Raw genomic sequence first — 14,416 nt, forward strand, 5'->3', positions numbered from 1 at the left:
CTCATGAATGAAGACAAGCAGCCATCATCCACTTCACAATCTGCAACGTCAGAGAGCCATAATGACAAAATTGAGGAACTTCATACACTGACCAATCGGCTCGCGAATGAGCTTGAGCGTTCACGTATCGCACAGTATACGGAATTGCTGAATCGGCCGTGGAAACTGATAGGGCTCAATCTTTTGTCAGGTGCAGCGCGAGGTGTGGGGATCGCCATCGGGTTTACGTTTTTTGCAGCTACGATCATTTATGTGTTGCAGGTACTGGGTGCGCTCAATCTGCCGATCGTCGGAGATTATATTGCCGATATCGTACGCATTGTTCAGCGTCAGCTTGAACTGAACACATATTAGTGATCTTCAAGACAGGTTAGTACAGGTCGTTCGAATCCGGGTCCGAGTCCATATCTGGCTCAAGCAAGCCTTCACCCTCGCGATTCTCCATATACTGCCGGTACTGTCGGTTGCGAACGATAGACACGTCATGACCGTAAATATCGGTCGCGACAAAGCTCTCATATGCTTCGACGCAGCCCTCAACCTCGTCTGTAGCTTCAATGGCCATGACATCGTAACTGTCGATGTCGCGGCCTTCAGCCATGGCTGGTGTGTTTGACGTGCCCCAGCTCTCAACGATCTGCCAGGCATCTTCACCATCGAAGCCGTTTTGATCATCACGCTCATCAAGGCTCGTGCGTCCAAAGGCCGGAGCAAGAAATTCCTCCTCGACCGGACGATTATCGGAAACGACAGTTTCAGGCTGATGTTTTTTGCAGTACTTGGTGTAGGGAACAGCTTGCATCCGCTCATAAGGGATGGGCTGCTGACAAACTGCGCATGTACCGTAATGTCCTTCCTCGATGGAATGCAGGGCAGAGTCAATACGCTCCAGTTGAAATTCATCATGCTCTAAAAGGGAAATATCTTTCTCGCGGTCATACATCTCGGTGGCTACATCACCGGGGTGATTATCAATAGGAGACAATTCACCCGTCTGAAATCTCATTGACCCGCTAAGGCCATAATGGTCATTTTGCTCAAGCCGATGTTCAATTCCACGTTTCTCAACCAGCAATTGGGATCGTAAGGATTGTATTTGTTGTGAAGTAAGATGTGCCATCGTTTTCCCCTTTCTGTCCGAATGGAATCCGAAATTTGTCTCTGGTCTAGGATGTACCAATCAGCTCGGGAATACAGAAGGGAATTGTTATCGTTTTTGCCATTTGGATTGGGGAAAAGCACTTCGTGGACGACTTCCAAACAGCTGTGCTACAATGAACAAGTCTGGCGTAAAGCCTGGTATGGTTTGGAAAAGACGAGAACGGAGTGACGAACAAACGTGGTGTATTATATCCTCGCTTTTATCGTATTTTTGGTGGATCAGGGAACGAAGTATTTAATTGCGACCCGAATGGAGCTTAGGGAAGAGATCCCCGTCATAGGCAATTTCTTTGTTATTACTTCACACCGGAACACGGGTGCGGCTTTTGGCATTTTGCAGGACCAGCGTTGGTTCTTTATTGTTGTTACCGTGATTGTGGTAATTGCCTTGATCTGGTATTTGCAAAAGGTGAAAGATACTCCGCACAAATTGCTGCCTGTGGCATTAAGTTTGGTGCTTGGTGGTGCAATCGGCAATTTCCTTGATCGGGCTTTGACCGGAGAAGTTGTGGACTTTGTCCAGCTTAATTTTGGCAGTTACACGTTTCCCATCTTCAATATCGCCGATTCAGCGATCTGCATCGGGGTAGCGCTGATTATTGTGGAGACGTTTCTGGAGGGACGGCGCGAAAAAGCCGCCGCGAAGATTGAAGGGAATGAACATCATGAGTAAAATGCACAACGAAGAACAAACTAATGGGGACACGTCTGCACATGACGAGGACCTGATGAATGACAATGAACGACTGGAATGGACCGTTTCCTCTGAACACAAGAAGGAACGCATTGACAAATATATTACCGAAGCAATGGACGATGTATCCCGCTCCCAGGTTCAATTATGGATCGGAGACGGTCTGGTAACCGTGAACGGAACCGTAGTGAAGGCGAATGCCAAATTGGCGGAGGGTGATCTGATCGAGCTTCAGATTCCTGAGCCGACGGCTGTAGAGATCATTGCCGAAGATATTCCGCTGGAAGTGGTTTATGAAGATAGTGATGTCATTGTCATTAACAAACCGCGTGGTCTTGTGGTGCATCCGGCACCAGGACATACGTCGGGTACACTCGTTAATGCACTCATGTATCATTGCAAAGATCTTTCGGGCATTAATGGCGAGTTGCGTCCCGGAATCGTGCATCGGATCGACAAGGATACTTCAGGCCTGCTGATGGCTGCCAAAAATGATCGTGCACACGCCTCATTGGCTGCGCAGTTAAAAGACCACAGTGTAAACCGCCGGTATATTGCACTTGTCCATGGTCATTTAAGTCATGATCAGGGAACGATCGATGCACCCATTGGACGAGATACGTATGACCGTAAAATGTATACAGTGACAGAACGCAACAGCAAACATGCGGTCACGCATTTTAACGTTACGGAAAGAATCAACGACTACACTTTGCTCGAACTGAAGCTTGAGACAGGTCGAACTCACCAGATTCGTGTTCATATGAAATTTATTGGACATCCGCTTGTTGGAGATCCGATCTATGGACGCAACAAGGGCATCAAAATGAATGGGCAGGCGCTGCACGCGGCGATTCTAGGTTTTGTTCATCCAACCACAGGTGAGTACCTGGAATTCACCGCTCCGCTTCCGCAAGACATGGAAGATGTCCTTGCCTCACTGCGCAGTCGCTGACCACTCGGGAAAGTACAAATGTTCGGATACTTTGTCCATGGTTAAACATGGGCAAATGCTTCATATTAGATTGTAGAAATTTGCGTCAAATGAGGAGATGAACATAGGTATGAGTATCGATAAATATCAAGAAACTTACATTCAAACCAATTTTGCCGACCGTATTGGCGGCTCCAACTATGGTAAAGACACCAACATTTATAAATTCGAGAAAATCAAACGTGCGAAAGCTTCAGCCAAAAAAGATTTCCCGAATGTGGAACTGATTGACCTTGGCGTGGGTGAACCTGATGAGATGGCAGATGCAGGTATTGTAGCTGCACTGGCACAAGAAGCCTCCAAACCGGAGAACCGTGGTTATGCGGATAACGGGATTCCCGAATTCAAGGAAGCAGCTGCCGCTTACCTGAAAAATGTGTTCAACGTTGAAGGCATCGATCCGGCAACGGAAATTGTACACTCGATCGGTTCCAAGCCAGCTCTGGCCATGATGCCTTCCTGCTTTATCAATCCAGGTGACGTAACAATCATGACAGTGCCTGGTTATCCGGTTATGGGTACTCACACCAAATACCTGGGCGGCGAAGTGTACAACATTCAGCTGACGAAGGAAAACAACTTCCTGCCGGATCTGACAACGATCCCTGAAGATATCGCAAAACGTGCCAAATTGCTGTATCTGAACTATCCGAACAACCCAACTGGTGCAGGTGCAACGGTTGAATTTTTCACTAAAGTGATTGAATGGGCGAAAAAGTACAGCGTAGTTGTTGTTCATGATGCTCCATACGCTGCACTGACTTATGACGGCAATAAACCGTTCAGCTTCCTGTCTGTACCTGGAGCAAAGGATGTTGGCGTAGAGCTGCACTCCTTGTCCAAGTCTTACAATATGACAGGATGGAGAATCGGATTTGTCGCAGGGAACCCACTCGTTGTTAAAGCCTTCAGTGATGTGAAGGACAACAACGATTCCGGTCAATTCATCGCGATCCAGAAGGCTGCTGCCTACGGTCTGAACCATCCGGAAATCACGGAGAAAATTGCAGAGAAATATTCCCGTCGTCATGACCTGCTGGTTGCTGCACTGAATGAACTGGGATTCCAGGCCGAGAAACCGAAAGGTTCTTTCTTCCTGTATGTTGAAGCTCCAAAAGGTGTAGTAGGCGGACGTCGCTTTGAATCCGGGGAAGACTTCTCCCAATTCCTGATCCGTGAAAAATTGATCTCGTCTGTACCTTGGGACGATGCAGGTAACTTTGTACGTTTCTCCGTTACTTTTGAAGCCAAAGGCGAAGAAGAAGAGAAACGCGTAATTGCTGAAATCAAACGTCGCCTGAGTGACGTGCAATTCGAATTCTAATTGGAATTCACCTTGACATGTGAATAAGATAAAAGATAAGAGACCGGAGACGGTCTCTTTTTTTGTGCGAAAATAAAAAAAATTCCATTTACTCTCTTTACAAAATTATACAAGCAACATATGATTAGATCTTTACGTTATTTTATAGACAGAAGTAGTTTTAGAAGGGAGTCATGGAAATTGTTGTCTTCAAGAACAAATACGGTATCCTCACATGCAGCAGGAACTGGCAATGCCATTTCAGGTCTGTTCAAACTGCTGAGGCCGAAACAGTGGACTAAAAATTTGCTGTTATTTGCTGCATTACTGTTTTCCTTTGAGGAAATACGCACTGAAACCATTGTATCGACTTTGCTTGGTTTTATTTTATTTAGCCTTGTTGCAGGCTGCGTGTATATTTTAAATGATTACGTGGATCGGGACAGGGATCGGCAGCATCCAGTGAAGCAGTTCCGGCCGATTGCCTCTGGGCAGGTTCAACCTGGCTATGCTCTGTTGTTTGGTGTTGTCCTGTTGATCCTCTCGGTGGGAATTGCTTTTGTAATAAACCCGCTTTTCGGTGGACTATGTATAGTGTATTTTCTGTTGAATGTGTCTTACTCTTTTATACTGAAACATCTCGTGATTGTGGATATGATGACCATTGCAGCCGGATTTGTACTTCGTGCCATAGCAGGTGGAGTATTAATTCATGTGCCCTTTACGCCTTGGTTTCTGATCTGCACCATGCTATTGTCATTATTTCTTGCAATTGGCAAGCGGAGAAATGAACTGACACTGCTCGAGGGCAATACCGGATCGCATCGTAAGGTGCTGGATAACTACTCCGTCACATTGTTGGATCAATTTAATACCATTGTAACGACAGCGACCATTATTAGTTATTCCCTGTTTACCTTCACGTCTGACCGTACCATTCATCTGATGTGGACCATTCCGCTGGTGATATACGGCATGTTCCGTTATCTGTATCTCATTCATATGAAAAACCAAGGGGGCTCGCCGGACCGCGTTTTGTTTGAGGACAAGCCCATTCTGATTACCGTAATTTTGTATGTGATTAGTGTGGTCGCCATTTTTGCGATTTTTGAATGAAAATATAGATTGAGGGTTAGAGGGGGATCAGGGTGAAAAGCACCAAAATTGCCATCTTTGATATTGATAAAACGATTATACGCAGGGACTCCATGTTTCAGTTTGTGCACTATGGTGTTCGTCGCTACCCTGGTCAGGTATGGAGACTGCCGCTCATCGCCATTCATACTGCAATGTTCAAGGCAGGTCTGATGAGTGTGGAACAAGTCAAGCGTTCGTACTTTAAAAGCATTGAGCGCATGTCTGAGGAAGATCTGGAGCATTTTTTTGATACCCGGTTGCGTACCGCCATTTTTGCTGAAGCCAGTGTGGAGATGCAGCATCGCAAGGAGGCTGGTTATCATGTGTTGCTGGTAACTGCGTCTCCGCATGCCTATATGAAATATTTCAGCAGTTTCCCTTGGGTAGATCATGTGATTGGCACCGAACTGGTCCGGCATCAGAATGGATACACCTGTACCATTGAGGGCGTCAATTGCAAAGGGGAAGAGAAGGTGCGCCGCATACAGGCCTATCTGCAAGAGAAAAACATGGTCATCGATTATGAGCAGTCCTGCTCTTACTCGGATTCTCTGTCCGATCTTCCAGTGATGCAGCTCGTGGCACAGCGATATTTTATTAACAGACGTGTTCCGGAAATGGAGGCATTATCGTGGGGGAAATGAAGGGACGTCATACGGGCAAATGGTTCATGCTTGCATCCGCTTTTCTAACGGCAACGGGACAGCTGTTCTGGAAATGGGGGCTGACAGAGTGGAGCTATCTTGGCATTGGATTTGTCTGCTATGGGCTTGGAGCCATCTTGATGATTAAGGCCTTTGCTCTGGAAAAGCTGTCTGTGGCTTATCCGCTGATGTGTGCAAGCTATGTTTTTGCACTCATTTATGGTCACTTTTTGCTGGGAGAAGAAATGACGTTACAGAAGCTCGCAGCGGTTGTGCTGCTCGGAATTGGGGTGACATTAACCAGTGTTGACCGATAGCTGGATGGTGGTTGTACTGATTGCGATGACGCTGTGCGGAGCAATGGGTGGTGCTGGCTTGAAAGCCTATGCGACAAGCCGCAGAAAGCTGCATGTTCTCGTGGGGCTCGGATTTTATGGAACGGGCGCTTTGCTGAATATTGTGCTGCTGAAATTTCTTCCCTTGACCGTGGTGCTGCCTGCCAATGCGCTGACATATGTATGGACCCTGTTGATTGCAAAATTTGCTTTCAAAGAGACCGTTGGGCGGCTTCGCTGGCTGGGGGTGATATGCATTATGGGTGGTTTGTGTTTTTTGGTTTGGTAACGCGTATAAGAATAACGCAGAGAATTTTGAATATGACATACTGGATGTGATTGTATGAAGTTTCTGGATTACATATTTTATAATCGTAAAACGAATTGGACGGCACTATGCCTGTTTGCGGGATTCACTCTTTTTTACGCTCTGATGAATGCATCTTACGTGATGTACATTGCGGATCAGGGACAAGTTCTTGGAGCATATACACCATTTAATACTCATGAATTTCCAATCAATTTGTTTAATTTTGATCCTTCCATGTATTATGGTGCGAACAGCTCCTCGGTCATTCACCCGTTAATATCCTTTCTTGTTGTTACCCTGGGAGCCGCAGCGGAGCTGCTGGGAGGGAACTGGTTCTTTCTAATTCTGCAATCTCTCGTGAACGCCGGATCCGTGGTGCTGGTTTTTCTTTTTCTCAATCAAAAAGACAGACAGATCACCACACCACTGCTCTTCGCGCTGTTGTTTGGATGTAGTTCCTACCTGATGTTTACCGCACTGATTCCGGACTCCTATCCGTATGTGCAGTTTTTTATCCTGTTGTCGGTGCTTTACATGCAATATACGCGTGATCGAAATGACGTGCGTTATATGCCGAATGCATTGCTTGCATCCATCAATTTTGGGCTGACTTCCACGAATATCGTTCCTTATGCCGCTGCGATGTTTTTCAATCTGCGAACCTGGCGTAAGGCTTCCGCTTGGAAAAAGTACATCGGGATTATGGCACTCGCGGTTGCTTTCATTATCGTATTAACGGGTATTCAGTATGTTGCGTTTGGGGGAAGAAGCTGGGTTAGCAATTGGCTGCTCGGGATACAAAATGGAGGGACAAGCTATGCAACGCCTTTTCAGTTTGCAGTCCATTGGAAGGCATTGACTCTGTTGACGATTAATCCGATGCTGTCTCCCAAAGTACACCTTCTCGATCCGGGTCTGGTTGCATTTGTAACGGACCTGTCTCGTTCCAATCCAATCCATGTTCAGATTGTCGGTATTTTTATATTGCTGCTGGCGCTAGCCGGTTTTATCCAAGGTATTCGTGAACGTGAAGTGTGGACACTTGCTCCGTATATTTTATTCGCATTTTTGCTTCATATTGTAGTTGGGTTCGGGCTGGCTGTTTTCCAATATGATATGTATCTGTATGCAGGTCATTATCTGTTTGCGTTTTTCCTGCTGGGTGGGGGATTGGTGATCCGTCTTCATCCGGGACTCGGAAAAAAAGCAATTATTGGTATACTTTTCATATGTCTACTGGTAATGGTGACGAACAATATTTATCGTCATGTAGAGACATTGACCACAATCAAACAGTCTTACAATCAGTTGGAGAAGACGCACAACTTGAACTGATTGGAAGAAGTTTCTCGTGAGTTATAAAAGGGACAAGCAATTTGATGATATCCATAGGTTGTCTCTTTTCCTGATTTGATCTGAATGACAAAATAAACCCTCCACATACGTTATGCGGAGGGTTCTACTTATTTGAATTAAGCTATGATTTTGGTCTTCTTCGCATTCTCGGCTGAACGCTTGGTGAGACTGCTGAGGGGCCGTTTCAATACGAGAGCTAGGACGAGGCTAAGGGCAATAAATACACATAGCCAGAGAATATCCTTCAAGGCTGTAGACCACAAAATGCCACCAACCGATTCACGAAGAAGACTTATGGCATACGTGAAGGGCATGAATGGGTTCAATGCCTGGAAAAAAGGGGAAGTCATACTGATCGGAAACGTTCCTCCCGAGCTGGAGAACTGAAACACCATGAAGATTATGGCAATTCCTTTCCCGATGTTTCCAAATACGGACAGCAGGGTGTATGTGATCGTGACGAACACGGCACTCACCAGCATGGCAAATAAGACGAACCACACTTTATCCGCAACATAGGTTCCGAGAATCAACATATCTCCCAAGGTTACGCATACGGCCTGAAGCAGCCCTATCGTCAGGAATGTGCCCAAACGGCCGAGATACAATTGATATCCGCGAAACTTGCCGTCCGGATTTTCTGCTTCTGCCCGAAGCAGGGAAATCAGCAATGTAGAGCCGACCCAAAGGGACAATACGCCATAAAATGGCGACATGGCCGAACCGTAATTCGGGATGGGATACAATTGGTTTTCCTTGATGTGAACCGGACTTGCAAGGAAAGCACTCTCATCCTCGATATCACCGCGCAGCAGCTTGGCAAGTTCGGCAAACTGATTATTGCCTTCCACATCCCTGAGTTTATTTGCAGCCTTACTGATCGCACTTTCCAGAGCGGGCAGATCCTCTCGTACAAGTGTGGCCACGCGGTGCACGCCTTTTTCGACTTCAGGCAGCTGATGCTGTACAAAATCGGATGCCTTTCCAATCTGTTTCTCTGCAATGGGCAGGTCACTTCGGACAAAATCGGCTGCCTCGTTCAGCTTGGCTCCTACTTTGGGAAGGTCGTTCTGAATTAATGGAGCTACCGTGTTCAGCGCTTGAATGAAAGCTTCACTTTTGCTCTGAAGTGTCTCGGAAATTTCATGTATTTTGGTCTGGATTTGAGGCAGATCGCTTTGAATTTTTTTCAGTTCCGTCTGTCCAAAAGTAATCCCTTCCTTGGTTGCGGACAGTATGTCCGCAACATCCGGAATTCGGTCTTGGGCACCCTGTAAAGTGTCTGCTGATGCCGATAGGATGGATTTCAGTTTATCTGACTCAGCAGAAAGGGCAGGCGCGATTTCAAGATCATACACACCAAGGATTTGGCCAATGCCGCTGTTGATGTCCTCAGACAATGCATTGAGCTGAGCGATAATATCGGCAGGCGGAGTTGTATGGCGACGCATGGCATCACTGATGATGCCTGCGAGTTTTATTTGAAGTTGAAGCTTGTCCGAAACAGTGTTCAACCGGGTAATGTTGTCGGCTAACGGGTGGCTTGGAAGGAAGTTGTCCATTTTTCCTAATAATTCAGCCATACTATCAACCAATTTTACAGCTATTCCAAGCCGAACAGCTATTCTGTCCAGATCGTCTGCTGTTGGAAGTGCACTGAGGTCCGTATTTTGCAATCGTCCGAACATGTCTCCCCCAGCACCAGCGATTTGCTGTACCAGCAATAGATTTTGCCGGATAACCGGCCCGATAGCCTGAAACGCTTCTTCGCTCGAATCCAGGAAACGGTTCAACCCTTCAGATAGTTCTACTCCGTTTCCCGCGATGCTGGATAACGTGTCGAGATCATCCTGGGCAGCTAGTACGATGGTAAGGGCCTTGTCCATTTTGGATAATGCCGTATCGATGACACCTGATACTTCACCGAAATGTTGATCCACTTCCTGAATACGTTCCACGGCTTGGCGAATATCAGGGATTCGTCCTTGAATGGCGAGTACCTCGGAGGAAGCTTCCATGATCTGCGGCCAATATTTCTGTACCTTAAGTATATATTGTGCTGCTTCGTTAATTTCGGGCAATCGTTTTTCAATCTCTACAATTTTTTGGGCTTCTTCTACAATGGCTGGCATTGCTTTTTCGACTTCCAGCACTTTTTGTCCCGCAGACTGTATGGCTGGAAGATTGTTTTCTAGCGCAAAAATTCCATTCTCCATCTTACGCAGGGTTGGCAGCTGAGCATGGATCTCCACACCAGCTTCCTTTAATTTGGTCAACACTGCCTCGCTGACCGCTTCGGTAAAACTCTCATTAATTTGCGTTGTAATGGCAGAGACGCCAGAGCCTGTAATTTTGGGCGCAATGGCGTTGACCTTTTCATTGACCGTGTAGATGACTTCGGGGCGGTCCAGTTTTCCATCAACGATGCCGGTAATTTTAGATGAAAAGTCACCTGGGATCAGCAGGCTTGCATAATACTCACCAGTCTGAACGCCGCGATTCCCCTCAGTCTGATTCACGAATGTCCACCCCAGCTTATCGTTCTGCTTCAGGCTGGACACCAATTCTTCTCCAATATTAACTGTTGTCCCGGCAACTGTTGCCCCTTGGTCTTCCGTTGTCACCGCGATTTTAATCCCTTGTGTATTGCTGTATGGGTCCCAAACCGATTTGACATTGACCCAGTCATAAACCCCAGGCAGTAAAATAATCGCCACAATTAAAAATATGCCAGTAGGTACTTTTAAAATATGCAGCCAATCTGTTTTGTAAATACGCCATATGTTACGCATGATTTCCTCCTAATACCAATCAAAGTTCAGGTCCTATATCATTCCCATCTCGGGAATATACAAATCTATATGTATATCGGTTTCTTAGAACGGAATATAAACTGATCCGCGTATAAGTCTTTACCCTCTTCATTTGAGCATAATCGGACCTATATTCAATCTTTGATACGAAAACAGAAGGGTTATATTGCCTGCATCCAAGTTTGCAATTACCTATGGATAAATATACAGAATTATTGTATAATTATTAACAATGAATGAAATGTGAAGGTTGTGGATGCTTTTCAGCCGAACTGTTGATTCTAAGTGGAATACAGCAGGGGGGTTCGCCTGTTAAGGTGAGGTGTTGACAGGGGGTTGTCTTTCTGTCATAATTCATGAAGATAAACGGACATATTGATCAACAGCGCACTGTGAGGCACTGCGATATGAACGACATGAATAGCACCTTTAAATCAGTCCCGTGAGACTGGCAAGGTAACGTGAACGATACATCGTTTTTTGCTGCGGCAATAGAACGGTGCATCCCGAGAGTAAACTTTCTTCAGAGCGGTCTGAAGTTCGGAGACTCCTTGCCAATAAACACGGCAAGGAGTCTTTTTTGTTCTCCTGTCACGGGGCCATGATCTGGAGGGAAATCCTGAGGAGGCTGAACGCATGAGCACAGAAACACATGTCATTATGGATGAAACGGCGATCCGCCGCGCATTAACACGGATTGCCCATGAGATTTTGGAAAAAAACAAAGGGATCGACGGTTGTGTGCTGGTCGGGATCCGTACGCGGGGTGTTTATCTCGCAGAACGGATCGCCGCGAAAATTGAAGAAATCGAGGGCGCCAAGGTCCCCTGGGGAGAACTGGATGTAACTCCTTATCGCGATGACCGCCTGGACGATAACCAAGCGAATCGCAAGGAACTGTTGACGATGACACCTGAATCACTGTCGATTCATAACAAGAAAGTGATTTTGTTCGATGATGTGCTCTATACCGGAAGAACGATTCGTGCGGCGATGGATGCCCTGATGGACTGTGGTAGACCGCAGAACATTCAGCTGGCAGTACTCGCGGATCGCGGACACCGGGAACTTCCGATCCGACCTGATTTTATCGGCAAAAATGTGCCGACTTCCAAATCGGAGGAGATTGAAGTAGCACTGATGGAAACGGACGGACAGGACGAAGTCAAAATCATTCAGAACCGGGGGGAGCAGGCATGATGATTACACAGACAGCATTGAAGGACCGGAGCTTGCTTGGACTGAAGGAACTTAGTCGCAGTGAAATTGAATCGATTCTTAACAGAGCAGCCCACTGGGAAGCTCAGTCGAATAAATTGGTCCCCGTACTTGAATCACGCTTCGTTGCCAACATGTTCTTCGAGAACAGCACGCGTACTCGCTTCTCATTTGAAATGGCTGAGAAACGATTGGGTGCACAGGTGCTGAACTTCACGGCAGCTGCTTCGAGTGTAGAGAAGGGCGAGTCCATCTATGATACGGTGCGAACACTTGAGTCGATGGGCATTGATGCAGGAGTCATCCGGCTGAAACCGGCAGGTGTTCTGCAGCAGCTAGCTCAGAAGGTGAATGTTCCACTGGTAAATGCGGGTGACGGGAATAACGAACATCCAACCCAGGCACTACTGGATCTGTACACCATGCGAAAAGCTTTCGGTGAGCTGAAAGGTTTGCGTGTATCGATTATTGGCGACATCCTGCACAGCCGGGTTGCACGCTCCAACTTGTGGGCCCTGCAAAAGTTCGGAGCAGATGTACGCTTCTGTGCACCCCAGACGATGCAGGCACCGGAACTGGCAGAGCACGCTCCTTATGTAGGTCTGAATGAAGCACTGGATGCGGATGTAGTCATGATGCTTCGGGTTCAGCTCGAACGTCACAAACATGGTCTCATTACCTCGGCTGAGGATTATCGCGAACACTACGGATTGACGGAAGAACGGGCGGCACGCCTGAATCCCAACACCATTATCATGCACCCTGCACCAGTTAACCGGAATGTTGAAATCGACGATTCGGTTGTGGAAAGTACAGCATCGCGGATTTTCCCACAGATGGCGAACGGTGTTCCAATTCGCATGGCGGTTATGGAACGCGCATTAAAGCTGTAACAGGGTCTGGCTATGGGTCATAGGCTGACGAAGACGGAACTTTCTATAGGACGGTAAGAGTACACGATAAATCAAATTATCCGGATTCTCCCGGAATCCGGTCAGAACCGAAGCGGAGGGCAATTATGCTACAGATTATTAAAAACGCGAATGTCTTGAATGGTCAAGGGGAACTTGAACGGAAAACGATCGTTATAGATGAAGGCAAAATTCAAAAGATCGCTGGTGTGGAAGATGAAGTGGTTCTTAAAGCAGAACAATCGGCACACAGCGTAACGGATGCGTCAGGCAAATTGGTCATTCCCGGTTTGATCGACATGCACGTACATTTGCGTGAACCTGGATTCGAACACAAAGAGACCATAGAGACAGGTGCCCGTTCAGCGGCACAAGGCGGTTTTACGACAATCGCCTGCATGCCTAATACAAGACCGGTAACAGATAGCCCGGATGTAGTTAAGCTGGTTCTGGATAAAGCCAAAGAAGCCGATTTGGTCAAAGTGCTGCCTTATGCAGCCATTACCAAAAATGAGCTTGGCCGTGAACTTACCGATTTCGCAGCTTTGAAAGAAGCAGGGGCAATTGGCTTTACGGATGACGGTGTAGGTGTGCAAAACGCACAAATGATGAAAGACGCGATGAGCCTTGCTGCAAGTATGGATATGCCAGTCATCGCCCACTGTGAAGACGACTCATTGGTAGTCGGTGGGTATGTCACAGAAGGAGAATTCTCGAAGCGCCATGGTATCAAAGGCATTCCGAATGAATCCGAAGCGATCCACGTTGGCCGTGATATCCTGCTTGCCGAAGCAACGGGTGTCCACTACCACGTCTGCCACGTAAGTACGGAACAATCCGTTCGCCTGATTCGTCTGGCGAAGTCCATCGGCATTAAAGTGACAGCTGAGGTATGTCCTCACCATCTGGTACTGTCGGATGAAGATATCCCGGGCATGGATGCCAACTGGAAGATGAACCCGCCACTGCGCTCACCGCGTGATGTGCAGGCTTGTATCGAAGGTTTGCTGGACGGCACGCTGGACATGATCGTAACGGATCACGCACCGCACAGTGAAGAGGAGAAAGCCAAAGGCATGGAGCTGGCACCGTTCGGAATCGTTGGGTTCGAAACAGCCTTCCCGCTGCTGTACACCAAGTTTGTGGAAACAGGGCTCTGGAGCCTGGACTTCCTGGTTAAACGCATGACAGCCGATCCGGCACGGGTATTCCGACTGGATACAGGCAAGCTGGAAGAGGGAGCGCCTGCGGACATCACCATGATTGACCTGAACGAGGAAAAAGCAGTCGATCCTGCAACGTTTGCAACCAAAGGAAGAAACACCCCGTTCACAGGCTGGAAGCTGAAAGGCTGGCCGGTACAGACCTGGGTAGATGGCAAAAGCGTGTGGAGCAACACGGTACAACAGTAAATTGGTATCTTAGTAAATCGATAAACCTTACATCTTTAATTCTTTAAAGATAAATAAGTCTTAATAACTCTAAATCTACAACCTTACACCAGTAACATCTTTACAACTAACTTGAGGCAGATCATGCC

Annotated in this window: 14 protein-coding genes; 12 read left to right on the forward strand and 2 right to left on the reverse strand. The window is 47.0% G+C overall.

The genetic code is table 11. The features are described from left to right. Positions 1-3 precede the first annotated feature (3 nt). Positions 4-354, forward strand: coding sequence for a DUF5665 domain-containing protein (locus tag AAIH57_RS17570; protein ID WP_175397551.1), 351 nt, complete (start codon positions 4-6; stop codon positions 352-354). 16 nt (positions 355-370) lie between these two features. Here AAIH57_RS17570 and AAIH57_RS17575 read toward each other — a convergent pair whose 3' ends face one another. Beyond that, positions 371-1,120 carry a TraR/DksA C4-type zinc finger protein gene (locus AAIH57_RS17575; RefSeq protein WP_175397552.1) on the reverse strand — a complete coding sequence of 250 codons (750 nt, stop codon included), beginning with the start codon at positions 1,118-1,120 and terminating at the stop codon, positions 371-373. 219 nt (positions 1,121-1,339) lie between these two features. Between AAIH57_RS17575 and lspA the strand changes: the two genes are divergently transcribed. The 8 genes from lspA to AAIH57_RS17615 all read left to right on the forward strand — a co-directional run bounded on the left by lspA (position 1,340) and on the right by AAIH57_RS17615 (position 7,913). Then, positions 1,340-1,834 (forward strand): signal peptidase II, encoded by a 495-nt coding sequence (gene lspA, locus AAIH57_RS17580; RefSeq protein WP_430022527.1) that lies wholly within the window; start codon positions 1,340-1,342, stop codon positions 1,832-1,834. Between the two features lie 55 nt (positions 1,835-1,889). Beyond that, positions 1,890-2,810 (forward strand): RluA family pseudouridine synthase, encoded by a 921-nt coding sequence (locus AAIH57_RS17585; protein WP_430022716.1) that lies wholly within the window; start codon positions 1,890-1,892, stop codon positions 2,808-2,810. 109 nt (positions 2,811-2,919) lie between these two features. Beyond that, complete coding sequence (locus AAIH57_RS17590) at positions 2,920-4,173, forward strand: LL-diaminopimelate aminotransferase (RefSeq protein WP_110821237.1); 1,254 nt, start codon at positions 2,920-2,922, stop codon at positions 4,171-4,173. Between the two features lie 180 nt (positions 4,174-4,353). Next, complete coding sequence (locus AAIH57_RS17595) at positions 4,354-5,268, forward strand: decaprenyl-phosphate phosphoribosyltransferase (protein WP_175397556.1); 915 nt, start codon at positions 4,354-4,356, stop codon at positions 5,266-5,268. 32 nt (positions 5,269-5,300) lie between these two features. Then, on the forward strand, positions 5,301-5,933 hold the full coding sequence (locus tag AAIH57_RS17600; RefSeq protein WP_175397557.1) for an HAD family hydrolase: 633 nt from the start codon (positions 5,301-5,303) through the stop codon (positions 5,931-5,933). Further along, entirely contained in the window at positions 5,930-6,250 is a 321-nt protein-coding gene (locus AAIH57_RS17605) for an EamA family transporter (protein WP_430022717.1), read from the forward strand. Before AAIH57_RS17600 ends, AAIH57_RS17605 begins: the two co-directional genes overlap by 4 nt. Continuing rightward, complete coding sequence (locus AAIH57_RS17610) at positions 6,237-6,557, forward strand: permease (RefSeq protein WP_430022528.1); 321 nt, start codon at positions 6,237-6,239, stop codon at positions 6,555-6,557. Before AAIH57_RS17605 ends, AAIH57_RS17610 begins: the two co-directional genes overlap by 14 nt. 54 nt (positions 6,558-6,611) lie before the next feature. Next, entirely contained in the window at positions 6,612-7,913 is a 1,302-nt protein-coding gene (locus AAIH57_RS17615) for a DUF6080 domain-containing protein (protein WP_430022529.1), read from the forward strand. 137 nt (positions 7,914-8,050) lie between these two features. Here the strand turns inward: AAIH57_RS17615 and AAIH57_RS17620 are convergent, their stop codons facing one another. Beyond that, a complete protein-coding gene (locus AAIH57_RS17620; RefSeq protein WP_430022530.1) occupies positions 8,051-10,726 on the reverse strand; it encodes a YhgE/Pip family protein in 2,676 nt (891 codons plus the stop codon). Positions 10,727-11,383: 657 nt separating this feature from the next. On the opposite strand from AAIH57_RS17620, the gene pyrR reads away from it, so the two are divergent. The 3 genes from pyrR to AAIH57_RS17635 all read left to right on the forward strand — a co-directional run bounded on the left by pyrR (position 11,384) and on the right by AAIH57_RS17635 (position 14,288). Further along, a complete protein-coding gene (gene pyrR, locus AAIH57_RS17625; protein WP_413035634.1) occupies positions 11,384-11,947 on the forward strand; it encodes a bifunctional pyr operon transcriptional regulator/uracil phosphoribosyltransferase PyrR in 564 nt (187 codons plus the stop codon). Then, a complete protein-coding gene (locus tag AAIH57_RS17630) occupies positions 11,947-12,858 on the forward strand; it encodes an aspartate carbamoyltransferase catalytic subunit (RefSeq protein ID WP_430022718.1) in 912 nt (303 codons plus the stop codon). The genes pyrR and AAIH57_RS17630 overlap by 1 nt, the downstream gene beginning before the upstream one ends. A 125-nt stretch (positions 12,859-12,983) precedes the next feature. After that, on the forward strand, positions 12,984-14,288 hold the full coding sequence (locus AAIH57_RS17635; protein ID WP_413035633.1) for a dihydroorotase: 1,305 nt from the start codon (positions 12,984-12,986) through the stop codon (positions 14,286-14,288). Positions 14,289-14,416 lie beyond the last annotated feature (128 nt).

Source organism: Paenibacillus sp. MABNR03 (assembly GCF_050455445.1).
Taxonomy (GTDB): domain Bacteria; phylum Bacillota; class Bacilli; order Paenibacillales; family Paenibacillaceae; genus Paenibacillus; species Paenibacillus xylanilyticus.